The organism is Erwinia aphidicola, assembly GCF_024169515.1.
GTDB lineage: Bacteria > Pseudomonadota > Gammaproteobacteria > Enterobacterales > Enterobacteriaceae > Erwinia > Erwinia aphidicola.
This window is the reverse complement of the sequence record NZ_JAMKCQ010000001.1, coordinates 3,756,644-3,781,871: the sequence shown is the minus strand read 5'-3', so window position 1 is coordinate 3,781,871 and position 25,228 is coordinate 3,756,644. Positions and strand designations below refer to the sequence as shown.

Annotated in this window: 20 protein-coding genes; 1 reads left to right on the top strand and 19 read right to left on the bottom strand. The window is 57.1% G+C overall.

The features are described 5' to 3' along the window. Positions 1-374: 374 nt before the first annotated feature. On the top strand, positions 375-2,105 hold the full coding sequence (argS, locus tag J2Y91_RS17800) for an arginine--tRNA ligase (protein ID WP_133623815.1): 1,731 nt from the start codon (positions 375-377) through the stop codon (positions 2,103-2,105). 120 nt (positions 2,106-2,225) lie between these two features. Here the strand turns inward: argS and flhE are convergent, their stop codons facing one another. The 19 genes from flhE to J2Y91_RS17705 all read right to left on the bottom strand — a co-directional run bounded on the left by flhE (position 2,226) and on the right by J2Y91_RS17705 (position 24,915). Continuing rightward, complete coding sequence (flhE, locus tag J2Y91_RS17795; protein WP_133623816.1) at positions 2,226-2,615, bottom strand: flagellar protein FlhE; 390 nt, start codon at positions 2,613-2,615, stop codon at positions 2,226-2,228. Continuing rightward, positions 2,615-4,702: a flagellar biosynthesis protein FlhA gene (gene flhA, locus J2Y91_RS17790; RefSeq protein ID WP_048915808.1), complete on the bottom strand. Its 2,088-nt coding sequence runs from the start codon at positions 4,700-4,702 to the stop codon at positions 2,615-2,617. The genes flhE and flhA overlap by 1 nt, the downstream gene beginning before the upstream one ends. Beyond that, on the bottom strand, positions 4,695-5,846 hold the full coding sequence (gene flhB / locus J2Y91_RS17785) for a flagellar biosynthesis protein FlhB (RefSeq protein ID WP_133623817.1): 1,152 nt from the start codon (positions 5,844-5,846) through the stop codon (positions 4,695-4,697). Before flhB ends, flhA begins: the two co-directional genes overlap by 8 nt. A gap of 147 nt (positions 5,847-5,993) precedes the next feature. Further along, positions 5,994-6,638: a protein phosphatase CheZ gene (gene cheZ, locus J2Y91_RS17780; protein ID WP_048915806.1), complete on the bottom strand. Its 645-nt coding sequence runs from the start codon at positions 6,636-6,638 to the stop codon at positions 5,994-5,996. Between the two features lie 9 nt (positions 6,639-6,647). Further along, positions 6,648-7,037, bottom strand: coding sequence for a chemotaxis response regulator CheY (gene cheY, locus J2Y91_RS17775; protein WP_048915805.1), 390 nt, complete (start codon positions 7,035-7,037; stop codon positions 6,648-6,650). A gap of 39 nt (positions 7,038-7,076) precedes the next feature. Continuing rightward, the gene (locus tag J2Y91_RS17770; protein WP_048915804.1) at positions 7,077-8,126 is read right to left on the bottom strand and encodes a protein-glutamate methylesterase/protein-glutamine glutaminase; all 1,050 of its coding nucleotides are present in this window, start codon (positions 8,124-8,126) and stop codon (positions 7,077-7,079) included. After that, complete coding sequence (gene cheR / locus J2Y91_RS17765) at positions 8,126-8,998, bottom strand: protein-glutamate O-methyltransferase CheR (protein WP_048915803.1); 873 nt, start codon at positions 8,996-8,998, stop codon at positions 8,126-8,128. Before cheR ends, J2Y91_RS17770 begins: the two co-directional genes overlap by 1 nt. A gap of 149 nt (positions 8,999-9,147) precedes the next feature. Then, a complete protein-coding gene (locus J2Y91_RS17760; protein WP_133623818.1) occupies positions 9,148-10,827 on the bottom strand; it encodes a methyl-accepting chemotaxis protein in 1,680 nt (559 codons plus the stop codon). 198 nt (positions 10,828-11,025) lie between these two features. Continuing rightward, complete coding sequence (locus J2Y91_RS17755) at positions 11,026-12,687, bottom strand: methyl-accepting chemotaxis protein (RefSeq protein ID WP_133623819.1); 1,662 nt, start codon at positions 12,685-12,687, stop codon at positions 11,026-11,028. A gap of 260 nt (positions 12,688-12,947) precedes the next feature. Then, a complete protein-coding gene (locus J2Y91_RS17750) occupies positions 12,948-14,609 on the bottom strand; it encodes a methyl-accepting chemotaxis protein (RefSeq protein WP_133623820.1) in 1,662 nt (553 codons plus the stop codon). A gap of 209 nt (positions 14,610-14,818) precedes the next feature. Next, positions 14,819-15,316 (bottom strand): chemotaxis protein CheW, encoded by a 498-nt coding sequence (cheW, locus tag J2Y91_RS17745; RefSeq protein WP_048915799.1) that lies wholly within the window; start codon positions 15,314-15,316, stop codon positions 14,819-14,821. 24 nt (positions 15,317-15,340) lie between these two features. Beyond that, positions 15,341-17,335 carry a chemotaxis protein CheA gene (gene cheA / locus J2Y91_RS17740; protein WP_253539538.1) on the bottom strand — a complete coding sequence of 665 codons (1,995 nt, stop codon included), beginning with the start codon at positions 17,333-17,335 and terminating at the stop codon, positions 15,341-15,343. Positions 17,336-17,345: 10 nt separating this feature from the next. Next, entirely contained in the window at positions 17,346-18,377 is a 1,032-nt protein-coding gene (motB, locus tag J2Y91_RS17735) for a flagellar motor protein MotB (protein ID WP_133623821.1), read from the bottom strand. Then, positions 18,374-19,258, bottom strand: coding sequence for a flagellar motor stator protein MotA (gene motA / locus J2Y91_RS17730; RefSeq protein ID WP_048915796.1), 885 nt, complete (start codon positions 19,256-19,258; stop codon positions 18,374-18,376). The genes motB and motA overlap by 4 nt, the downstream gene beginning before the upstream one ends. Positions 19,259-19,390: 132 nt before the next feature. Next, entirely contained in the window at positions 19,391-19,969 is a 579-nt protein-coding gene (flhC, locus tag J2Y91_RS17725) for a flagellar transcriptional regulator FlhC (RefSeq protein WP_048915795.1), read from the bottom strand. Further along, positions 19,969-20,322 carry a flagellar transcriptional regulator FlhD gene (gene flhD, locus J2Y91_RS17720; RefSeq protein ID WP_048915794.1) on the bottom strand — a complete coding sequence of 118 codons (354 nt, stop codon included), beginning with the start codon at positions 20,320-20,322 and terminating at the stop codon, positions 19,969-19,971. The genes flhC and flhD overlap by 1 nt, the downstream gene beginning before the upstream one ends. Before the next feature lie 963 nt (positions 20,323-21,285). After that, the gene (otsA, locus tag J2Y91_RS17715) at positions 21,286-22,716 is read right to left on the bottom strand and encodes an alpha,alpha-trehalose-phosphate synthase (RefSeq protein ID WP_253539128.1); all 1,431 of its coding nucleotides are present in this window, start codon (positions 22,714-22,716) and stop codon (positions 21,286-21,288) included. Then, entirely contained in the window at positions 22,691-23,500 is an 810-nt protein-coding gene (gene otsB / locus J2Y91_RS17710) for a trehalose-phosphatase (protein ID WP_253539124.1), read from the bottom strand. Before otsB ends, otsA begins: the two co-directional genes overlap by 26 nt. Before the next feature lie 191 nt (positions 23,501-23,691). Further along, on the bottom strand, positions 23,692-24,915 hold the full coding sequence (locus tag J2Y91_RS17705) for a cyclic di-GMP phosphodiesterase (RefSeq protein WP_253539120.1): 1,224 nt from the start codon (positions 24,913-24,915) through the stop codon (positions 23,692-23,694). Positions 24,916-25,228 lie beyond the last annotated feature (313 nt).

The window sequence follows — 25,228 nt, the reverse complement described above, 5'->3', positions numbered from 1 at the left end:
TCCCGACCATCACACAAGGAAAAGCTCTATGCTTATGTTATTGCTTGTCGCCGTGCTGATCGCGATGATGGGGTTTGCTCTGGTACGCCACTGGAAGGTACAGAACGGAAAAAATACTGTCGCTAGCCCGCACCGCCCCCATCGCCGTCGTTAATATCTCTTTTTTGTGGATGACAGCCTCACAGCACTGTTATCCCCACCTGCTCTGCACAAGTTATCCAGGAACGCAGGTTCCTGGATAACTTGTTATCAAATGCAGTATACTTTTCCCCTTCTTTTTTAGCGCTGCCATTCCCGGTCATTTTCCCGGCGGGCGGCGTCGTGACAACGGCCAGCGCGCAAGCGTTGACCTTTCAGCAAATTAAGGTAACTCGGTGAATATTCAGGCCCTTCTCTCAGATAAAGTCAGTCAGGCGATGATCGCAGTGGGTGCTCCGGCTAATTGTGAGCCTCAGGTGCGCCAGTCGGCTAAAGCACAGTTTGGTGATTACCAGGCCAACGGCATGATGGCCGTGGCTAAATCGCTGGGCATGCCGCCGCGACAGCTGGCAGAAAAGGTTCTGGAGCAGCTGGACCTCACCGGAATTGCGCAGAAAGTGGAGATTGCCGGTCCGGGCTTCATTAATATCTTCCTTGACCCGGCATGGGTTGCCAGCCAGATCGACAACGTGCTGGCGGCACCGAAGCTCGGCGTGGCGGATGTCACTCCGCAGACCGTGGTGATCGACTACTCAGCCCCTAACGTCGCTAAAGAGATGCACGTGGGTCACGTTCGCTCCACCATCATTGGTGACGCCGCCGCGCGCACGCTGGAGTTTCTCGGCCATAACGTGATCCGCGCCAACCACGTCGGCGACTGGGGCACCCAGTTCGGCATGCTGATCGCCTTCCTCGAAAAGCAGCAGAACGAGAACCACGAAGAGATCGCGCTGGCCGACCTCGAAGTGTTCTACCGCGAAGCCAAGCGCACCTACGATGAAGACCAGGCCTTTGCCGAGCGCGCGCGTAGCTACGTGGTAAAACTGCAGGGCGGTGACGAATACTGCCGCAAGATGTGGAAACGCCTGGTTGACATCACCATGTCGCAGAACCAGAAAATTTATGACCGCATGAACGTCACCCTGACGCGCAACGACGTAATGGGTGAGAGCCTGTACAACGACATGCTGCCAGGCATTGTCGCCGATCTGAAGGCCAAAGGGCTGGCGGTCGAGAGCGAAGGCGCCACCGTGGTGTTCCTCGACGAGTACAAGAATAAAGATGGCGAGCCGATGGGGGTGATCATCCAGAAAAAGGATGGCGGCTATCTGTACACCACCACCGATATCGCCTGCGCCAAATATCGTTACGAGACGCTGAAAGCGGATCGCGTGCTCTATTACATCGACTCACGCCAGCACCAGCATCTGATGCAGGCGTGGACCATCGTGCGTAAAGCCGGTTATATCCCGGATTCACTGCCGCTGGAGCACCACATGTTCGGCATGATGCTGGGCAAAGACGGTAAGCCATTCAAAACCCGCGCGGGCGGTACCATTAAGCTCTCTGACCTGCTGGATGAAGCGGTTGACCGCGCCACCAGGCTGATTGGTGAGAAGAACCCGGATATGCCAGCGGATGAACTGCAGCAGCTGGCGGAGATCGTCGGCATCGGCGCGGTGAAATACGCAGACCTGTCAAAAAGCCGTACCACCGACTACATCTTCGACTGGGACAATATGCTGGCGTTTGAAGGCAACACCGCGCCGTATATGCAGTATGCCTATACCCGCGTGCTGTCGGTGTTCCGTAAAGCCGGGATTGATGAACACGGCATCAGCGGCGAAACGCGCATCAGCGAAGAGCGCGAAGCGGCGCTGGCCGTGCGTTTGCTGCAGTTTGAAGAGGTGATTACTCAGGTCGCGCGCGACGGGATGCCGCATGTGATGTGTGCCTACCTGTACGATTTGGCGGGCCTGTTCTCCGGTTTCTACGAGCACTGCCCGATCCTGAATGCCGAAGATGACGCCACAAAACAGAGCCGTCTGCGCCTGGCGCTGTTGACCGCCAAAACCCTGAAGCGGGGTCTGGATACCCTGGGCATTCAGACGGTAGAACGGATGTAAACGCGGCGGGCGAGGCATGCCTCGCCCCTACGAAAATCGGGATTCAACCGTAGGGGTCGACCCTTTTTTTTGGTCGACCCGTGCCCACATTCCGGGTCGACCGGAAAAGAAGGTCGCCCCCTACTGGTAATTCACCATCACTTCATTACTCACCACGCGCACTATCGGAAATACCCGCCCTTTCCCTTCTACGTGATAAATAAAGCGCAATGTTTCACCCGCCGCCACGTTGCTTAAGCCGCGCGTTGACCCGCTGCCGCCCTCAATCGGCACGCAGCGATTTTCCGCACAGAGCCTGACCTGCAAACCCGCCGGAGCCGGCGTGCTCAGCACGTAGCGCCAGGCGACCTCGGTGATCGCGCCGCTCACCGCTTCAGACGGTGCCAGCGGGCGCGACGACGCCTGCACGCCGCGATTCTGCAGGCCCGGGCCGGTGGCGCTGGCATGCCAGGCACCGCCCGCCGCCAGGCTGATGCCCGGCAGCAGCAGTAACAGCCATAACGCCTTCATTAATGACCCCCGATGGTGGAAGTCATGCGGATATTGCGGTTGTCGGTGAGCTCCATATTGGAGATCACCATCAGCTGCGGCAGCGTGCGGCGCAGGAAGCGGGCCAGCAGCGCACGCAGCGGATGATTGACCAGCAGCACCGGCGGCGCCCCCAGCCCTTCCTGATGCTGCAGCGCGCTCTGCGCCTGCGCCAGCAGGCGGTCAGCCAGACCCGGCTCCAGCCCACCGCCGCCCTGCAACGCCTGTAACAGCAGACGTTCCAGCGTTGAGTCCAGCCCGATAACCTGCACTTCGCCATTGCCCGGGAACCACTGCTGGGTGATGGCGCGGCCCAGCGCCACGCGCACCACCGAAGTCAGCTCCTGCGGATCGGTCTGCACCGCAGCGTGTTCCGCCAGGGTTTCAATAATGGTGCGCATATCGCGGATCGACACGCGCTCGGCCAGCAGGTTCTGCAGCACTTTATGCAGCGTAGTCAGGGTGATCACGCCCGGGATTAGATCCTCAGTCAGCTTCGGCATCTCCTGGGTAACGCGGTCCAGCAGCTGCTGCGCCTCCTGGCGGCCAAACAGTTCGCTGGCGTACTGGCCAATCAGATGGTTGAGGTGAGTCGCCACCACGGTGCTGGCCTCCACCACGGTAAAGCCCTGAATCTGCGCCTGCTCTTTCAGCGCGCTGTCAATCCAGATCGCCGCCAAGCCAAAGGCCGGGTCGACGGTAGCTTCACCCGGCAAAGTTCCGGCAGCGGTGCCGGGGTTAATTGCCATCCAGCGGCCGGGATACGCATCCCCGCTGCCAATTTCCACGCCCTTCATCAGAATGCGGTAGCGCGCCGGCGTCAGATCCATGTTGTCACGGATATGCACCACCGGCGGCAGGAAGCCCATCTCCTGGGCGAATTTCTTACGGATACTGCGGATGCGTCCGAGCAGCTCGCCGTCCTGCGCGCTGTCGACCATCGGGATCAGGCGGTAGCCCACTTCCATCCCCAGCGAATCTTCCAGCTGCACGTCGCCCCAGGTGGCTTCGACCGAGGCCGCGCTCTCCTGCGGGGCTTTGGCCATCTGCGGCGTCGCGGCGGCTTTAGGCTGCATCTCTTTACCGCGGATCCACCAGGCCAGCCCCAGCAGCGCGGCGGTAAACAGCAGGAACACCAGGTTTGGCATGCCCGGCACCAGGCCAAGCAGGCCGAGTACCCCGGCGCTCAGCATCATGACGCGCGGGTTGTTGAACAGCTGGCCAACCATCTGCTCGCCCACGTCCTGATCGGTGCCCACGCGCGTCACAATCACACCGGCCGCAGTGGAGATCACCAGCGCCGGGATCTGTGCGACCAGGCCGTCACCGATGGTCAGCAGGGTATAGGTTTCCGCCGCATGTCCGGCGTCCATCCCGTGCTGCACCACCCCGACCAGCAGGCCGCCGATCACGTTGATCACCATAATCATGATCCCCGCCACCGCATCGCCGCGCACGAACTTACTGGCACCGTCCATCGAACCGTAAAAATCGGCTTCCTGCGTCACATCGGAACGACGCTTTTTCGCCTCCTCTTCACCGATCAGCCCGGCATTGAGGTCGGCGTCAATCGCCATCTGCTTACCCGGCATCCCGTCGAGCACAAAGCGCGCGCCCACTTCGGCAATACGCCCGGCACCCTTGGTAATCACCATAAAGTTGATGATGACCAGGATGATAAACACCACGATACCGATGGCGAAGTTACCGCCCACCAGGAAGTGACCAAAGGCTTCCACCACCTGTCCGGCAGCCGCCGCCCCGGTGTGGCCTTCCATCAGGATAATACGCGTGGAGGCCACGTTGAGCGCCAGGCGTAATAAGGTGGAGAACAGCAGAATGGTCGGGAAAGCGGCGAACTCCAGCGTTTTCTGGGTGAACATCGCCACCAGCAACACCATAATCGACAGCGCGATGTTGAAGGTAAACAGCAGGTCAAGGATGAACGGCGGCAGCGGCAGCACCATCATCGACAGGATAAGCAGGATCAGTATTGGCCCGGCCAACACCTTCCACTGCGTATCTTTCATGTTGGCAGGTAACCGTAATTTAGCGGCCAGATTAGACATCAGGTTTTTCTTCTCCAGCAAAGTCCAGCGCTTCCGGCACCGGTAATTTAACAGGTCGTTTTGGGATCAGCCCCCCTTCCACTTTCCAGCGGCGGAGTTGCCATACCCAGGCGAGAACTTCTGCCACGGCGGCGTACAGCTGCCCCGGGATATGCTGGCCAATTTCACTGTGGCGATACAGCGCACGCGCCAGCGGCGGGGCTTCGAGGATCGGGATACGATTCTCTTTCGCCAGCTCACGAATGCGCAGAGCAATATCCCCTGCGCCCTTCGCCAGCACCTTTGGCGCACTCATTTTCTTCTCGTCGTACTGCAACGCGACCGAATAGTGGGTCGGGTTAGTCACAATCACGTCCGCCTTGGGCACATCGGCCATCATGCGGCGGCGGGCGGCGGCACGCATTTGCTGGCGGATACGCCCCTTCACGTGCGGGTCACCTTCCTGCTGCTTGTACTCATCGCGAATATCCTGACGCGACATGCGTAAATTCTTGAAGTAGCTGTACAGCTGGAAGAACACGTCGAAACCCACCATCGGCGACAGCCCGAGCACCACCAGAATGCTGCACATCGCAATCATGTTCAGCGCCCCGGCCAGCGCGGTCACCGGCGACTCACTCACCAGGCGCAGCATCTCCGCCCAGTGGTGCCAGATATATAGCCCGGTAACGATGCCAACCAGCGTGGCCTTAAGCACTGCTTTCAGCAGCTCCGCTGCCGACTGGGCGGAGACCAGCTTCGCCAGCCCTTTGATCGGGTTCATCTTGCCGGGGTCGAACTTAATTGATTTTCCGCTGAAGACCAGGCCACCGAGCAGCATCGGCGCGGCGATTGCCACCACCACCAGGCCAAACATCATCGGCAAGATAGCCATCACCGCCTGCATCAGCAGGTTGGCAATCTGGCGCAGCATCTGGCTGGTATCACTGACCACCGAGTGGTTAAATACCAGACCATCCGCCACCAAAGCACCGAGTTTGCGCCCCATCCATTCGCCGCCAGCCCAGAGAATACTTAGCCCGGCCACCAGCATCAGGATCGACGTCAGCTCACGCGATCGCGGAATCTGCCCATCTTCTCGGGCTTTTTCCAATCGGTGAGCCGTAGCGGACTCTGTTTTTTCCTCATCGCTATCCTGAGACACAGCGGCGAACCTTCAGTACGGATTGACTGAGGCTAGAATGCCAAATTCGCGCAGGGGTAATGCCACGAGTAAACGTGTAATTAGGGGGTTATTTACGGAATGGGAAAAACAGTCAATAGAGGGGCGGTAGGGTACCGCCCCTGGATATCAGAAGCCGAGGCTGTCCAGCAGGTCATCGACCTGGTCCTGGCTGGCTACCACGTTTGGTGCCGCAGCATTAATCTGCGGACCATTGAGCAGGCTGTCGGTATCTTTTTTCGCCCGCATACTCTGGTCTGGAATGTTCTCCATCAGGACCGTCAGCAGCTGACGTTCAATCTCCTGGATCACATCCATCATACGTTTTATCACCTGCCCGGTCAGATCCTGGAAATCCTGAGCCATCATGATTTCCATCAGCTGGGCGTTGGTGAAGCTGGTATGCTGCGGCACTTCGTCGAGATAACCACGAGTATCCGAAACCAGCGAGCGGGCATCTGCCAGTTCGATAGGATTTTCAAACCACTCATCCCAGCGCCCTTTCAGCGTTTTCGCTCCATCTTCCAACACCGTCTGACGCGGCTGTGCAGCCTCCACGCAGTTAAGCGCGCGCTCTGCCGCCTGCGCGGTCATCTGTACCACATAATCAAGGCGATCGCGGGCATCTGGGATCGCTTCTGCCGCTTCGGCAATAGCATGATCCAGACCCAGCTCTCGCAGACTGTCGCGCAGCATCCGCGTCAGTGAACCAATTTTGGAGATAATGTCCTGTGCCGAAGCAGCATCAACATTTGGTTTCGGAATTGCGTTCATGTTGGCTCCTTACATACCCAGTTTTTCGAAGATCTTGCCTAATTTCTCTTCCAGGGTAGCCGCAGTGAAGGGTTTAACCACGTAGCCGCTGGCGCCCGCCTGAGCCGCAGCAATGATGTTCTCTTTCTTCGCTTCCGCCGTCACCATCAGGACCGGCAGTTTGCTCATCGTGGCGTCCGCACGAATGGTTTGCAGCAGCTGCAGACCGTCCATATTGGGCATGTTCCAGTCAGAGACCACGAAGTCAAAACCCCCGGCGCGCAGCTTATTCAGCGCATCAACGCCGTCTTCTGCTTCTTCAACGTTGTTGAAACCCAGCTCTTTTAACAGGTTACGGACGATACGACGCATCGTGTTGAAGTCGTCTACCACCAGAAACCGCATATTTTTATCGACCATACTTACTCCCGTTTTTTGTCGCTCGCGAGGACCGCGTTGTTAGATACGCAACGCCTGTCCGGCGCTAATTTTTGCCAGCATGTGCTGACTGATTTGGTGAAGATCCACCACTTCACTGGCTCCCCCGAGGGCGATTGCCTCTCGCGGCATACCAAATACCACACAGCTCGCTTCGTTCTGGGCGATGGTCCAGGCACCGGCTTTATTCATCGCCAGCAGCCCGGCAGCCCCATCGTTACCCATTCCGGTCAGGATCACGCCAACGGCATTCCGACCGGCGTACTGCGCCACTGAGTTAAACAGCACATCGACCGACGGCTTGTGACGATTCACCGGCGGGCCTTCATTCAGTTTGACCTGGTAGTTTGCGCCACTGCGCGCCAGCTCCAGGTGCATCGCGCCCGGGGCAATATAGGCATGGCCGGGCAGAATACGTTCGCCATCTTCCGCCTCTTTCACCGTGATCTGACACAGCTTGTTCAGACGTTCGGCAAACGAGCGGGTGAAGCCTGGCGGCATATGCTGGGTGATCAGCAGCGCCGGGCTGGTGGCCGGTAACGGCTGCAGCACGTGGCGGATCGCCTCGGTACCGCCGGTCGACGCGCCAATCGCAATCAGCTTTTCACTACTCAGCAGCGGGCCCGCTTTCAGCATCACCGGCGCGGGCGTTGGGCCACGGGTGTGCAGACGTGCGCGGGAAGCGGCACGCACCTTATCGGCAATCATCTGGCTGTAGGCCAGCATCCCTTCGCGGATCCCCAGCGACGGTTTAGTAACAAAATCCACCGCCCCCAGCTCCAGCGCGCGCAGCGTGATCTCAGAGCCTTTCCCGGTCAGGGAGGAGACCATCACCACCGGCATCGGACGCAGGCGCATCAGTTTTTCAAGAAAATCGAGGCCATCCATCCGCGGCATCTCAACATCCAGCGTTAACACATCCGGGTTGAACTGCTTGATTAAATCCCGCGCCACTAACGGGTCCGGCGCGGATGCCACCATCTCCATATCGGCATGGCTGTTGATAATCTCGGTCATCAGCTGACGCATCAGGGCAGAATCATCAACGCACAACACTCTGATTTTACTCATTATCTTTCCTTAGTCAGTCCATAGACCGTCTGGCCACGCAGATAGAACTCTTTACTGATCTGGCTGAAGTTTTCTGAGTGTCCGGCAAACAGCAGGCCGCCTGGTTTCAGTAACGGAACAAAACGCCGTAAAATTTTCTCCTGCGTCTCTTTATCAAAGTAGATCATCACGTTACGGCAAAAAATCACATCAAACGGGCCGGAGAGCGCCCAGTCGTTAGCCAGCAGGTTAAGCTGGGCAAAGCTCACCATATTTGCCAGCTCCGGACGCGCGCGCACCATGCCCTCATGCGGGCCGGTGCCGCGCAGGAAGAAGCGCTGCATCTGCTGCGGTGACAGCGTGCGCAGCTCTTCCTGGCGGTAGACGCCGGACTGCGCCTTCTCCAGCACCTGAGTGTCGATATCCGTGGCATGGATCTGGAATTTACCCGGACCGGTGCCCAGCGTTTCGGCCAGCGTCATGGCGATGGAGTAAGGCTCCTCACCGGTGGAGGCCGCCGCACACCAGACGTTGTAACTGCCGGGGCGACGCTTCGCGTGCTCCGCCAGGATAGGGAAGTGGTGCGCCTCGCGGAAAAAGGCCGTCAGGTTGGTGGTCAGGGCATTGATAAATGCCTGCCACTCCGCGCTGTTCGGGTCAGTTTCCAGTAGCGCCATATAGCGACCAAAATCGTCGATATTTAACGTACGTAACCGGCGCACGAGGCGGTTATAAACCATCTCCCGCTTGTGGTCGGCGAGGACGATGCCAGCTCGCTGATAAATCAACTGACTGATACGCTTAAAGTGCGTATCGGATAACGGCAGACGCTGCACCATCTGTGACAGCAGCGTTGCGGTTTCCGGTGGAGCTAACAACGTCGTTTTCTTCATGTAGCCATCCTGCCAACTTCAACCCAACGTTTCTGCGTGGGCGGACCACAACAGCGCTCCGCCCCTACTGTAGGGGTCGACCCTCTTTTTCGGTCGCCCCGTTAACTGGCAGACCGGCTATTTCGGCCGACCGACCTTATTGTGACGTATTAAAATGTTTCCCAATGCTCGTCTGAACTGGCTGCCGGTAACGCTTTACGCGCCGCCGCGGGTGCTGCCAGCACCGGGGAAACGTTGCCCCTGTTGTTATTAACGGCCGCGATGACATTTTCTTTACGAATTCGGAACACGGCGACCGCCTGAGTCAGTCGGCTGGCCTGATCTTCGAGCGAGGCCGCCGCCGAAGCGGACTCTTCCACCAGCGAGGCGTTCTGCTGCGTAACGCGGTCCATCTCGGTGACGGCGGTGCCGACCTGGTCGATGCCCTTGCTCTGCTCGTCAGAGGCAGAGGCGATTTCGCCCATGATGTCGGTGACGCGGGTCACCGCATTGACGATATCGGTCATCGTCTCTCCGGCGCTCTCCACCAGCACCGAGCCGGTGTTGACGCGGGATACCGAGTCTTCAATCAGCCCTTTGATCTCCTTCGCCGCCTGCGCGCTGCGCTGGGCGAGGTTACGCACTTCGCCCGCCACCACGGCAAAGCCACGCCCCTGCTCCCCGGCACGCGCCGCTTCTACCGCGGCATTGAGGGCCAGAATGTTGGTCTGGAAGGCGATGCCGTCGATGACGCTGGTGATATCGGCAATTTTCTTCGAACTGCCGGCGATGTCGTTCATGGTTTTCACCACGCCATCCACCACTTTGCCGCCCTTCTGTGCGGTTTCAGAGGCGCTCAACGCCAGCTGTGACGCCTGGCGGGCGTTCTCGGCGTTCTGCTTCACCGTCGCGGTCAGCTGCTCCATGCTGGCAGCGGTCTGCTCCAGCGAGGCGGCCTGCTCTTCGGTACGTGCAGAGAGGTCGTTGTTGCCGGCGGCGATTTCGCTGGCGCCGGTAAAGATGGCATCGGAACCATCGCGCACGTCGCTAACGGTTTTTACCAGCTCCTGCTGCATGTGATGCAGGCTGGAGGCCAGCTGCGCCATCTCGTTGCGCCCTGTCACCTCAATACTCTGCGTCAGGTCGCCGCTGGCGATACAGCGGATATGCTCGATGCTTTGCTTCAGCGGACGCAGCAGAATGTGGTGGATACCGGTCCACACCAGCGCGATGGTGGCGACGGAGACCAGCAGAATAATCAGCAGCACCCAGATAGCCTGGTGATATGCGCGCTCGTTCTGCTCGGCACCCGCCGACAGCAGGGCATCGGTATTCTTCAGCCAGTTGTCATAGGCCGCTTCAAAACCGTTCTGGAAACCGGTAGTAGGCTGGTCGACAAACCCTTTGAAGTCACCTTTGGCCAGCATGTCGCTCAGCTCAACCAGCGCGTCATGCAGGATTTTGTAGTGCTCGCTCACGGCCTGAACGTGCGGCAGTGCCACGACATCCGGCGGTAACTCTTTGGTGTACTCCGCAAACTGCGTTTCCGCGGTGGTCAGCTGGCTTTTCGCCAGCGCCACCAGTTCCGGAATGGTGGCGCCGCTGCCGTTATTGCTGGCATCCAGCTGATAGCGGATCCCGGCGCGGTTAAGCGTATTACGTGTCTGAACCAGTGCTATCCATGCGGCGGTAAGATTGGCCTGCTCCAGGCGAATCTGCTGAGTCAGCGCGAAGTTTTCCTTATCTCCTTTCAGAGACTGGAAAAACAGCCCGCCCGAAATCAACTGTAAAGCACCAAATAAAACCAAAACCAGCACCAGGCTGGTTACCACTTTCATACTCTTGAACATACCTTTCCCCAGTTGGATAGCTACTGCTGTGTTTTATCGGCAATCGCGGGGGGATCTTTATGGCGCTCGGATGGATTAAGGTCGAGGCATGCCTCGACCCTACATAGACCCTACATATTTCGTGTAGGGGTCGGGCATGCCCGACCCTACGTATTACGTGCAGAGGTCGGGCATGCCCGACCCGTTTGGGATACGGAATTAAAACGTTTCCCAATGACCGTCGTTGCTCACCGGGTTAGCGGACTCAACGCTGGGCTTATTCAGCAGCGGGCGCTTTAGCACGGCAGCAGGGGCCGCCTGCTGGCGCGCAATGCGGAACACGGCGACCGCCTGGGTCAGTCGGCTGGCCTGCTCTTCGAGCGAGGCGGCCGCCGAGGCGGACTCTTCCACCAGCGAGGCATTCTGCTGCGTGACGCGGTCCATCTCGGTGACGGCGGTGCCGACCTGGTCGATGCCGCGGCTCTGCTCGTCAGAAGCCGAAGCGATTTCGCCCATGATATCGGTGACGCGGGTCACCGCATTGACGATATCGCTCATGGTTCCACCGGCGCTCTCCACCAGCACCGAGCCGGTGTTGACGCGGGATACCGAGTCTTCGATCAGTCCTTTGATCTCCTTCGCCGCCTGCGCGCTGCGCTGGGCGAGGTTACGTACTTCGCCCGCGACCACGGCAAAGCCGCGCCCCTGCTCCCCGGCACGCGCCGCTTCTACCGCGGCATTGAGGGCCAGAATATTGGTCTGGAAGGCGATGCTATCGATGACGCTGGTGATATCGGCAATTTTCTTCGAACTGCCGGCGATGTCGTTCATGGTTTTCACCACGCCATCCACCACTTTGCCGCCCTTCTGTGCGGTTTCAGAGGCGCTCAACGCCAGCTGTGAGGCCTGGCGGGCGTTCTCGGCGTTCTGCTTCACCGTGGCGGTCAGCTGCTCCATGCTGGCCGCGGTCTGCTCCAGCGAGGCGGCCTGCTGTTCGGTACGCGCAGAGAGGTCGTTATTGCCGGCGGCGATTTCGCTGGCGCCGGTAAAGATGGCATCAGAGCCGTCGCGCACCACGCTGACGGTGCGCACCAGCTCTTGCTGCATATGCTGCAGGCTGGCGGCCAGCTGCGCCATCTCGTTACGCCCCTCTACGGTAATGGGCTGCGTCAGATCGCCGCTGGCAATACGCCGGATATGACCGATGCTGCTCTGCAGCGGCAGCAGCAGGATATGACGGATGCCGCTCCACACCCCGCCAATTGCCAGCAGTGACACCACCAGCACGATAACCAGCACCCAGATCGCCTGATTGAAGGCATGCAGATTCTGGTCCGCACCGGCCTGCGCCTGCGCATCGTTTTTGCTCAGCCAGCTGTTATAGGCATGGCTGAAACCATCCTGATAACGCTGGGTTGGCTGATCGAAGAATTCGCTAATCTTGCCGTCGTTCATCAGTTGGATCAGCTGCGCCAGCGCGTCGTGCAGGATGCGGTAGTTTTCCTGAATAGCGCGCACGTTTTCGGCGCTTTTGCCCTGTTGCGACAGGTGAGAGTCCCAGGTGGCGTAGCTTTTCTCTGCGATATTGAGCTGTTCCTGCGCCGCCGCCAGCAGCTGTTTAACGCTGTCGCCGCTGCCCATATGATTAGCATCCAGCATGTAGCGGATCCCGGAACGGTTGAGGGTATTACGTGCCTGAATCAGAGCGATCCAGGACTGGTTGAGGGCGGACTGCTGCAGCCGCAGCTGCTGGGAGACGGCGAAATTATCTTTGTCGCCTTTCAGCGCCTGGAAGAACAGGCCGCCGGTGATTAACTGTAATGAACCAAAAAATGCCAGCACCACTATCAGGCTGGTAACGACCTTCATACGCTTAAACATAATGTTCCTTATTAATCGGTTAAGGCTGCTGTTATCGGCAATCGCGGGGGGATCTTTATGGCGCTGGGATGGATTAAGGTCGAGGCATGCCTCGACCCTACGTATTACGTGTAGAGGTCGGGCATGCCTCGGCCCTACATATTACGTGTAGAGGTCGGGCATGCCTCGGCCCTACATATTACGTGTAGGGGGCGGGCATGCCTCGACCCTACGTATTACGTGTAGGGGTCGGGCATGCCCGACCCGTTTGGGATACGGAATTAAAACGTTTCCCAATGACCGTCGTTGCTCACCGGGTTAGCGGGCTTAGCGCTGGGCTTATTCAGCAGCGGGCGCTTTAGCACGGCAACCGGGGCCGCCTGCTGGCGCGCAATGCGGAACACCGCCACCGCCTGGGTCAGACGGCTGGCCTGATCTTCGAGCGAGGCGGCCGCCGAGGCGGACTCTTCCACCAGCGAGGCATTCTGCTGCGTCACGCGGTCCATCTCGGTGACGGCGGTGCCGACCTGGTCGATGCCGCGGCTCTGCTCATCAGAAGCCGAAGCGATTTCGCCCATAATATCGGTGACGCGGGTCACCGCATTGACGATATCGGTCATGGTTTCACCCGCGCTGCCGACCAGCTGTGAGCCGGTATCGACGCGCGCTACCGAGTCTTCGATCAATCCTTTGATCTCCTTCGCCGCCTGGGCGCTGCGCTGGGCGAGGTTACGCACTTCGCCCGCCACCACCGCAAAGCCACGCCCCTGCTCCCCGGCACGGGCCGCTTCCACCGCGGCATTCAGCGCCAGGATATTGGTCTGGAAAGCGATACCGTCAATAACGCTGATAATATCGGCAATTTTCTTCGAGCTCCCGGCAATATCGTTCATGGTCTTCACCACGCCATCGACCACCCGGCCACCCTTCTGTGCCGTTTCGGAGGCATTCAGCGCCAGCTGTGACGCCTGGCGGGCGTTCTCAGCATTCTGCTTCACCGTCGCGGTCAGCTGCTCCATGCTGGCAGCGGTCTGCTCCAGCGAGGCAGCCTGCTCTTCAGTGCGCGCTGACAGGTCATTATTACCCGCAGAGATTTCGCTGGCGCCGGTGTAAATCGCGTCTGAACCATCGCGCACGACGCTGACGGTCTTCACCAGCGCCTGCTGCATCTCATGCAGGCTGTTCGCCAGCTGCGCCATTTCGTTGCGCCCGACCGCAACGATATTTTGCGTCAGGTCACCCTCTGCAATACTCCTGATGTGCGCAATGCTGCTTTGCAGCGGGCGGATCAAGATGTTACGCAGGCCATACCAGCACAGCACGATCAGCGCCACCACCAGAATCATAACGCCAGAGATCAGCCACAGCATCTGCTCGTAGGCTTTCTCGTTCTGCGCCGCGCCCTGCTTGCTCAACGTTGCCTGCTGGTCACGCCACTGGACATAGGTGCTCTGCATCACTTTCTGCTTCGCTTCGATATTCATTTTGAACATCGCATCCAGCTGTTTGTCATCCATCAGCTGGATCATCTGCGTCAGCGTCTGCACGTAAACGTCATAGCTCTGCTCCAGGCGCTCAACCAGCTGACTGTTCATGCCCGGCGTTTCCGGCAGGGCCTGATAAGCGGCGTAAGTTTTAGCCGCCAGCGCAAGCTGCTGTTTGGCCTGGTCACTGAGCATCTTCAGGGAGGCGCTGCTGCCCGAGTTGGCCGCTTCGCTCTGCAGGCGCAGCATGCCGCGGTTGAGCGTAATGCGCGTCTGGTTCAGCGTGACCCAGGCGTCGGTAAACAGCGCCACGTTATCGCTGGCGGCCTGAGATACCGCAAAGCTGTTTTTATCGTGAGTCAGCGCATTGATAAACAAGCCGCCAGAAGCTAACTGTAACGTGCCGAAAATCACCAGAACCATAATCAGGCTGGTGACGACTTTAATCCGCGTGAACATAAGAAACCCTTGGTATGTATGATGAATAGAATAACGTCTAATGGTATCGGTTCCCCGGCGGAGAACTTTATGCTGCGCAAAGTTAAGTAACTAAAAGATCTTAGCCCTCTCCTCCCGGCACTTAAGGCAAAGCAATGTGGGGTATCACTGCAAAAAAAAGGGGTGACCCAAAATACGGCCACCCCTTACGCAATCGTTATTGCTGAATATTATGCGCTGCGCAGCGTATCCATCAGCGCCATCTCTTCGCTGCTCAGCAGCTTCTCGATGTCGACCAGAATCAGCATACGCTCACCGAGCGCGCCCAGACCGGTCAGATACTCGGTAGACATGGTGACGGCAAATTCCGGGGAAGGACGGATCTGATCCTGCGTCAGCGACAGCACATCAGACACGCCGTCCACCACGATGCCCACCACGCGCTGCTCCAGATTCAGCACGATCACCACGGTGTTGTCGTTATAGTCGACGTCCGGCTGGGCAAACTTAATACGCAAGTCGATAATCGGTACGATTACGCCACGCAGGTTGGTTACACCCTTGATAAACGCCGGGGTGTTGGCGATGCGCGTGACCTGATCGTAACCGCGGATCTCCTGCACCTTGAGGATATCAATCCCGTACTCTTCATCACCCAGCGTAAACACCAGGAACTCCTGACCCACGGTTTCGCCGGCGAGTTTAGTGACAGTGGCCATTCCAGTCATAATGCTACCCTTAATCAGTTATTGTCAGGCTGCGGCTCCCGCCACACGCTTTTCACGGTTCAGAGACTGCAGTGCAGAGACGTCTACAATCAGCGCCACGCTGCCATCGCCAAGGATGGTGGCGGCGGAGATACCCGGCACTTTGCGATAGTTGCTTTCCAGGTTTTTCACGACCACCTGGTGCTGGCCAATCAGCTGATCAACCAGCAGCGCGTAGCGTTTACCGGCGCTCTGCAGGATCACCACAATGCCCTGCGTCGCTTCGGTTTTCGCACCCTGCACTTCAAAGACGTTCCACAGCTCAACCAGCGGCAGATATTCGCCGCGCACTTCCAGCACGCGTTCACCGCCCGCCAGCGCTTTCAGGTCATCCGCCAGCGGCTGCAGGGATTCCATCACCGCATTCAGCGGCAGGATAAACACTTCGTTGGCCACGCGCACCGACATGCCATCCAGAATTGCCAGCGTCAGCGGCAGCAGGATACGGATCGTTGTGCCCTTGCCCTGCTTCGAGGAGATCTCAACGTGGCCGCCCATCTCCTGGATATTACGTTTCACCACGTCCATGCCCACGCCACGACCGGAGACGTCAGTCACCTGCTCGGCGGTGGAGAAGCCCGGGGCGAAGATCAGCATGCCAACCTCTTCGTCGCTCATCGACTCGCTGACCGGCAGGCCGGAAGAGAGCGCTTTGGCGAGAATACGTTCGCGGTTCAGACCGGCACCGTCATCGGTCACTTCGATGCAGATGTTGCCGCCCTGGTGTTCCGCTGACAGCGTCAGGTTGCCCACCGCGTGCTTGCCGACTGCCTGGCGTTTTTCCGGCGTTTCAATCCCGTGATCCAGGCTGTTACGCACCAGGTGCGTTAACGGGTCAATAATGCGTTCGATCAGGCTCTTATCCAGCTCGGTCGAGCTGCCCATCAGCGTCAGTTCGACTTCTTTGCCCAGCTTGCTGGCAAGGTCGCGCACCAGACGCGGGAAGCGGCTGAAAACATACTCCATCGGCATCATACGAATCGACATCACCGACTCCTGCAGGTCGCGCGCATTGCGCTCCAGCTGGCCCATGCTGTTCAGCAGGTCGCCATGATTGACCGGGTCCAGCTCGCCGGAGCGCTGCGCCAGCATTGACTGGGTAATGACCAGTTCGCCAACCAGGTTGATCAGCTGATCGACCTTCTCAACCGCTACGCGAATACTGGTTGATTCATTCACCTTCGGGGCAGCAGGCTTTTTCGCCGCTTCGCGCTTCAGCGGAGCAATCTCGCTCACGCTGGCCAGTTCCGCTTCGGCGCTGGTAACCGCAGCCACTGGTTCAGCCACCGGCTGAGCAGCAGCCGCAGCGCTGATATCCACCACCTCGGCCTGCGGGAAGCTGATTTGCGATTCGTCGATAACGAAGCACAGCACCGCGACGATATCGTCTTTACCCACTGAGGAATCCAGTGAGGCTTCGAGCGTGTTCTCGCCCTTAACGGCTGCGGAAACCGTACCCAGATTGCCCAGTTCTTCCAGCATCAGGTCGGCTTCGCCCGCTTTCAGGCCGGTCAGTTTGATCCGCAGACCGCTGGCAGCAACCGCCACAGCCGGAGCAGCGTCAGTCGCCACCGCAGGGGCCGGAACCTCACCTTTCGCTTCCAGCGCCAGCTGACGCAGCGCCTGACAGATATAGGCAAACGTCGCCGCATCGGGTTCCGAGGCAGTCTTATACGCATCCAGCTGTTCTTGCATAATATCTTTGGTTTCCAAAAACAGGTTGATGATATCGGTGCTCAGCTGCATTTCGCCGCGTCGCGCACCGTCGAGAATGTTTTCCAGAATATGCGTGGTTTCCTGTAATACAGTAAAACCAAAGGTACCCGCTCCGCCTTTAATCGAATGGGCCGCACGGAAGATAGCGTTAAGCTGTTCCGAATCTGGTTCCTGCGGGTCAAGACCCAACAGGTGTTGTTCCATGTCCGCCAACAATTCGTCGGCTTCATCAAAGAACGTCTGGTAAAAATCGCTGATATCCATGCTCACGGTATCACCTCGGCTGTGAGTCGCGATCGGTCTGGGCCGCCGGTGCGGGTGCCGCAGGTAACGACGTTACCGGAGCATTCGCGCTGACAGGCTCAGCCTGTGAGTGTTGAGGGTCTTGGTTTTTGCTGGCATCAGAAGGAACTTCCGGTGCCGCTATCGTTTTAAGGCTACTTGCATCACTAATCTGTACCGCATCACTTTCGGCATTTTCACGCTCGATCTGCGCTTCCGTGTCATGGTTTAACACCAGCAGGCTGATGCGGCGGTTAACCGCATCGTTGCCACCACGGTTCTTCAATTTCATGGTGTCAGCCATGCCCACCACACGCAGCATCTTGCCGCTGTCCAGTCCTCCCAGCATCAGCTCGCGTCGGGACGCGTTGGCACGGTCGGCAGAGAGTTCCCAGTTACTGTAACCCCGCTCCCCCCCGGCATAGGGGAAGTCGTCGGTATGTCCCGCCAGGCTAATCCGGTTGGGGATATCATTCAGAATCGGGGCAATCGCACGCAGGATATCGCGCATGTACGACTCCACTTCGGCGCTGCCGGTTTTAAACATCGGGCGGTTCTGGCTGTCAATAATCTGGATACGCAGCCCCTCTTCCACCATGTTAATAATCAGATGCGGACGCAGCGCACGCAGGCGCGGGTCAGCCTCTATCAGCTGGTCGAGCTTTTCCCGCAGGCGGTTAAGACGAATTTCATCCAGCTTGCGCTTCTGTGCATCCATATCGACCACTTTATGCACTTCACCCTGCTTCTCGACCGGATCTTTACCGCCGCCGGGGATCGGGCTGGAGCTGTCGCTGCTGCGCTGGCCGCCGGTCAGCGCCACTTTCAGCGGCGTTTTAAAGTAATCGGCAATCTGAATCAATTGTTGAGGACTTGAGATAGAAATCAGCCACATCACCATAAAAAAGGCCATCATTGCCGTCATAAAGTCGGCGTAGGCGATTTTCCACGAGCCGTGCGAGCCGGCATGCTTATTCGACTTTTTTCGCTTTACCAGCACAATGGGGTGATTGTTATGCTTCATGCGTCTTGATCCGAAGTCTGCTTATTGGATTTCGCATTACGAACGTGCTCTTCCAGCTCGCTGAACGACGGTCGATCCGTTGAGTACAACGTCTTACGACCAAACTCCACCGCGATCTGCGGGGCATAACCGTTCAGGCTGGAGAGCAGCGTCACCTTAATGCACTGCATCATCTTGGTGGTCTCGGCACACTTCTGGCGTAACACCCCGGAGAGCGGGGAGATAAAACCGTAAGCCAGCAAAATACCGAGGAAGGTGCCGACCATCGCGTTGGCGATCAGCGCACCGAGCTCAGCCGCCGGGCGGTCCGCAGAGGCCAGGGTGTGAATCACCCCCATTACCGCGGCCACGATACCGAACGCCGGCAGTGAATCGCCCATCGTTCCAAGCGCCGTTGCCGGCACATCGCACTCGTGCTCGTAAGTCTCAATCTCTTCATCCATCAACGCTTCAATCTCAAAGGCATTCATATTGCCGCTGACCATCAGGCGTAAATAGTCGGTAATAAAGTCCACTAATCTTTTATCGGCAAGAATGCGCGGGTAATTAGCAAAAATCTCACTTTCCTGCGGATTTTCGATATCGCGCTCCAGCGACAGCATCCCCTGCTGGCGCGATTTGGCCATCAGGCGGTAGAGCAGCGCCATCAGATCCATATACACCGACTTGTTATATTTCGAGCCGCGCATCAGCAGCGGCAGCGACTTGAGCGTCGCTTTAATCGCCTTGCCGTTGTTGCCGACAATAAATGCGCCAATGCCGGAGCCGACAATAATCAGCACCTCCGACGGTTGATATAATGCGCCAAGGTGGCCGCCGACCATTGCGAAGCCGCCCAACACCGATCCGAGGACAAGGATATAACCCAATATAATCAGCACGAAAAATCCTTACGCTGTAAACGTGTGGGTGGAAGTTAAGCCAGAATTCGGCAGGCGCATCGCCAGGCGTGGGGCAAAAAAAAAGCAGCGGTCAAAGACCGCTGCTGGATTCACTCCACGTGGCGAACACTATTAAACGGCTTGTTTAACCTGTTCATCCAGCAGTTGTGAATTGTTATCGGCAGATTCTGCGATAAGTTTACGTCTTTTTACCGCTCGGGACGGCGGCTGGCAAAGGCTGCAGGTGAAGCTGCCAACAGGCTGATGTGCGTGGTTAATAAAGCTGCCACCGCAGCATTTGCAGCCGGCTAATTCCAGCATACCGCTTTCAACAAACCGGACCAGGGTCCAGGCGCGCGTCAGCGCCAACAGCGGGCCCTCGTCCTGTTGCGGACACTGCTCCAGGTATAAACGGTAGGCTTTAATCACCGCTTCAACACCGGTGCATAATCCGCTTTTGATCAGGAACTGCCAGGCGTTACAGAACATCGAAGCATGGATATTCTGCTCCCACGTCATAAACCAGTCAGTCGAGAACGGCAGCATGCCTTTTGGGGGTGGGCTTCCACGCAGCTCTTTATATAACTTAATTAAGCGGCCGCGGCTCAGCTGTGTTTCACTTTCTAACATTTGCAGGCGCGCACCCAGCGTGATTAATTCCATCGCCAGCTGAATGTCACGCGCTTCCTGAACAATACTTTTTTCGCTCATTAGCTCGCCGCCCTTCTTTTCGGTGTCTCGTCATCTTTTGAGACATCACGTAATAAACGACTGGATAACAGGATACCGGTATGGATCTGCTGTAAATCATCCACACGAGATTCACGAGTCAAACGGCTAATCGAATTGTGATCGGTGAAACGGAACTGGCAAACCAGCTGATTGGTTTCCGCCAGCTTGACCATTTCAGGCAATGTCAAACCTGCCAGAGCATCGGCCATTGATTCATCGATGCCCAGCCGAAACATGGCCGAAGCTTTTTCCTGGTTAATTAAACGTTGTGCAAGCAATAAATATGACAAGTTGATGTCGTAAATATGTTTGAGTAATTCTGATGTACCCATTTTTTTCCATCCTGACTGACACTACTTTTAACGTGTGCGGTCAATGCCGCTACCATGGTTGCTGGTTGGTAAATCTAAAGATGGCAAAAATTTAGTGGCAGAAGCCAAATGCTTGCTAAGGCTGTCTTGTTTTTCGCAGAAACCAAGCCAGGAAATAATCATGAACTCATTTTGCCAGTGGCCATTCCTGAGCCCTCTCTTCCCTGACTCCATCCGTGACTTCTTGTTACATTCTTTTAAGACTATTCCGAAAACAAGGCAACTCTATCCCCTCTGATTTCGACATACAACGAGAGCCTACCTGAATTTTAGATAAAGTGTGATCTAGATCACACTTTTAAGGCAAATAATTCAGAAAAAACCATCAGCAACCCTGTTGATTAGCTCACTAACTAATCATTTCAGTCAGTTTTTGTAAATTCCGCCCGGTAAGTAACCATCTTCGAACGAAAACCAACGCGCGTGGAATTTTAAACGCAAGGGGAGCAGCGAAGCGGCACGTGGCAGCATAAAATTCATAAATGATACTATTTATAAGACTTTTATACTTTAAATAAGGTGTTTTACACCACCTTCAGGTAGTTACTTACAGTGAATATACGAAAGCTATTCGAAGGTAAAAATGTGACAAAGGTCAGGTTTTTGCAATGGAGTGATAGCGATTTGTAAGCAGGCGGCGCCTGATGTTCAGCTAATGCCTGTAGATGTAAATAGGCGTTACATAAGGAGTGTGAATGTTTTTCGGATTTTTCGGGTAATTGCTTATTTTAATATCGGCAGACTGGCGCCAACCTTTAGGGAAAAGTGGCTTTCTTATGTTTTTTCTGAAGCAAGTGGGCGTTTTTTCTGCAAACTGCGTCAGAGAAGTGTTAAGCAGCGTGAGGATTGGTTAAAGCGGGATAAGGAAAATCAGGGGCCGCAGCCCCTGCTGGTCAAACATCTTGTTTACACTGGACCGATGTTTCAGGCCAATTTTGGCAAGGAAGTCACGTTACTCTGCTGGTTCTTTACCCGGCCATCCTGCGGCAGCGCCTGCAAATCACGCAGGTAGCTCTCACGCCAGTGGGTAATGTCATTGCTGCGCAGCACCGCCATCATGTCGTTGTAGCGCGAGATCCTTTCGGTACGTGACATGGTCAATGCCTGATTAAGCGCCGCCGCCACATCATCGCGGTCATAAGGATTGACGATCAGCGCCGAGGTCAGCTCATTAGCGGCACCGGCAAAGCGCGACAGCACCAGCACGCCCGGGTCATCCGGATCCTGCGCGGCGACATACTCCTTCGCCACCAGATTCATGCCGTCACGCAGCGGCGTCACCAGCCCGATATCCGTCAGGCGGAAGATTTTCATCAGCAGGCGGCGGTCAAAGTGCTGATTGAGGTAGTAGAGCGGCGTCCAGCCCAGCGTGCCATATTTACCATTAATACGGCCCGCTTCAGTTTCCAGCGTATGACGGATATCCTGGTAAGCCTGCACGTCGCCGCGCGAGGTGGGTGCAATCTGCGAGTAGCGGATTTTGCCATGATGCTGCGGATAGTTCTCCAGCAGCGCCTCGTAGGCGAGAAAGCGTTCCGGCAACCCTTTCGAATAGTCGAGTCGCTCGCAGGCGATAATATTTTGCGCATCGCCCAGGTCTTTCTTCATCGCCACCATTTTTGGCGGTAGCGGCCCTTCTGCCATCTCTTTGATGCTGTCAGGTTCGATACCGATCGGGTAAACCTCGGTAGTGAAGCGGTTGCCGAAGGCGCGATGCTGTTTGCCCTCGCTCTGCATCGGGGTCAGCAGTGAAACGCTCTCGAGGAACGCCAGGCGGTCACTTTCCGTCTGGAAGCCCAGCAGATCGTATTCGCACATCATCTCCAGCAGGTCGGCGTGCGGCGGCAGCGCGTTGAAGATCTCCGGGGTCGGGAACGGGATATGCAGGAAGAAGCCGATGCGGTTATTCACGCCCAGCTTGCGCAGTTCGGCGGCAAACGGCAGCAGGTGGTAATCGTGGATCCACAGAATATCGTCTTCTTTCAGCAGCGGCTGCAGGCGCTGTGCCAGCTGCTTGTTGACGCGGCAGTAACCGTCCCAGGCTTCACGCTGGAAATTCACCAGGTCGAGACGGTAGTGGAAAGCAGGCCAGAGCACCGCGTTGGAAAACTGCAGGTAGTAGAGATCGTAATCATTCTGATCGAGGCCGAAGGAGGCATAAGTAATACCGTCCTGCTCCAGCATGTTCAATTGCTCTTCATCTTCTCCAATTTCATTGATCTCACCGTTCCAGCCAAACCACATGCCTCCGGTGGTCTTCAGGGCATCAACAATGCCAACGGTCAGCCCTCCGGCACTGGCCTTACTGCCATCAGGAATGGCAATACGGTTAGATACGACTACTAAGCGACTCATAACTTTGACTCCTCACCGACGTTGTTGCGTCTTGATCTAGTTTTATTCGGGTCTGTTCCAGCCAGCGGTAAACGGCATCAACATCAGCCAGACGTCCGCGCGCGGCGGTGGCTCCAGAGCCGACTTTAATTGAGATACCGTCCATGGCATTGACCACGTCAAAACCTGCTTCGTCAGTCAAATCATCCCCGATAAACACCGGGATACGGCCGGCAAACGGAGGCAGTTGCATAAAATCGTTAATCGCGGCGCCTTTGTTCACGCCCCGCGGCTTCAGTTCGACCACGCATTTTCCCGGCTGTTGTACCAGCTCGGGGAAACGCGCCACCAGCGAGTCGGCCAGCGTTTCAATCGCCTGCTGATACTGCGGTGCCTGGCGATAATGCAGGGCAAACGCCATACCTTTACTCTCCAGCCCGGTGCCCGGCAGAGCGGCTATCGCCTGCTCCAGTTCACGGCTGAGGATCGTCACAGTGCCCGGGTCAAGGGCAATGCGCGTTGTTTCATTCTGGAGATTGCGCCGCTCAGCACCATGCACGCCGGCCAGCGGAAAACGCGCCGGAGCGACCAGGGCATCCAGTTCGCTTATCGGGCGGCCGGAAACCAGCGCCAGCGCAGCATCACAGCTTTGCGCCAGGTGCTGAAGGTCAGCCACTACCTCAGCAGGGACAGAAACCTCATCCGGGCGCGGTTTAATCGCCGCCAGTGTGCCATCCACGTCAAAGAAGAAGGCGTAGCGCGCTTCTGCCTTAATTGGGGGAACGAAATCTGCTTGTTTAGTCACACATTCCTCCTGATTAATGGTTCAGAAAGATGCTGTGCAATGAGGGTAACTGCGTGGTCTGACGGGGACGGCGTAGAGCAGTTGCCTGTCGTCTGACGTCGAGAGGGATCGTGGTTTTCCTACCGCGTCGACCCTCAGTGCGGACAACATCAGCATTAAGTATAGAAGGGTTTCCAAATCCTGCCAGAAAATCAGGCAGTAACCGCTTTCTGCCACAGTGCGTTGACGTCTATCCCCGGCCAGTGTCCGGCTTCTTCCGGCCCGACAATGCTTTCCGAGGCGTGCTGGCTGGCGAGATCGACCTCATACGGCGTCAGCCGTTTGCCGCTGTTTAACGACCAGAAAATGCACACCTTCGGCTGCAGCAGCGAGTGTTCACCCGGCTCGGTCACCACGCCAAGCAGCCCGTTGGAGAGCCTGACCAGTGAGCCAACCGGATAGATACCGACCGCTTTGACAAATGAGTGCAGCAGCTTACGATCAAAATGGCCGTGCCAGTTAGCCATTTGGTGCATTGCACTGGCCGGGTTCCAGCCCGCTTTGTAGGGACGGTCGGAGGTGACGGCATCATAGACATCACATATTGAAGCCATACGGGCGAGCAGAGAAATCGCATTGCCGCGCAGCCCGTGCGGATATCCCGTGCCATTGATCTTTTCGTGATGATGCAGTGCCACATCCTGTAAATCTGCATCGGCACCGCTGATACGCAGGATCTCCGCGCCGGCCACCGGATGGATCTTCATCTCCTCAAACTCTTCCTCCGTCAGCCTGGCAGGCTTGTTGAGGATTGCCAGCGGCACCGCCGCTTTGCCTACGTCGTGCAGCAGCCCCGCCATCCCGGCACGTTTGGTCTGATGCTGATCCAGCTTCAGCTGTGCCGCCAGAGAAAGCATCAGCGCACAGACCGCCACCGAGTGCAGGTAAGTGTAATCATCGTGCGATTTTAGGCGCACCACGCTCAGCAAAGCGGCTGGATGGCGGCTGAGCGAGCCGGCAATATCATTGACCAGCGGCAGCGTGCTGTTTGCATCGATAGTTTTGCCCATGCGCGCATCGCTGAACATGTCCATCACTGGCCCTTTCGCCGCCAGGCAGATTTTCTGCGCCTGCGCCATCTCACCGCGCAGGGTAACGGGCTGGTCGCGATCAACTTCCGGCGACTGATAGCCAGACGGTGCCTCAGCCTCAGGCAGCACCACGTTTTCGACTATCCCGGTCTTCACCTCAACGCCACGCCCGCGCGACAGGTCGATCCACACTTCACGCACGCCGCTGTTCTGGATGACCTTTATCTGCGTCTCATCCGTCAGCAGCATTTCATTGCCGACCAGCGGGTGTTTCAGCCAGAACACATCAAGCTTATAAAGGTACATACCCAGCCGCAGTTCGTTCACCGCAATACCGACGATCATCCCGCCTCCTCAAGTCTGAGTGAATTCCATTCCTGAGAAGTATCGGCAGCGGCGATGAAAACCTGTGGGGTAACAGGCAACTTAATTGTCAGGTGTGATCAACATCGGCTTCGGCCAGTTCAGTCCGCGGTTATCACGCCGAAAGCGCCTTCGGTAAAGCGCTTAAATTGCGCCTGACGGGTATATAGATAACGCTTATCAGACGCCGCGAAATAATATCTCCCTCCGGCGTTATCAATAAACGCACCGTATTTCTTTACCGAACTTTTAATAACAACAGATAAAACCAATTTCTTTATTTACGAAATATAAG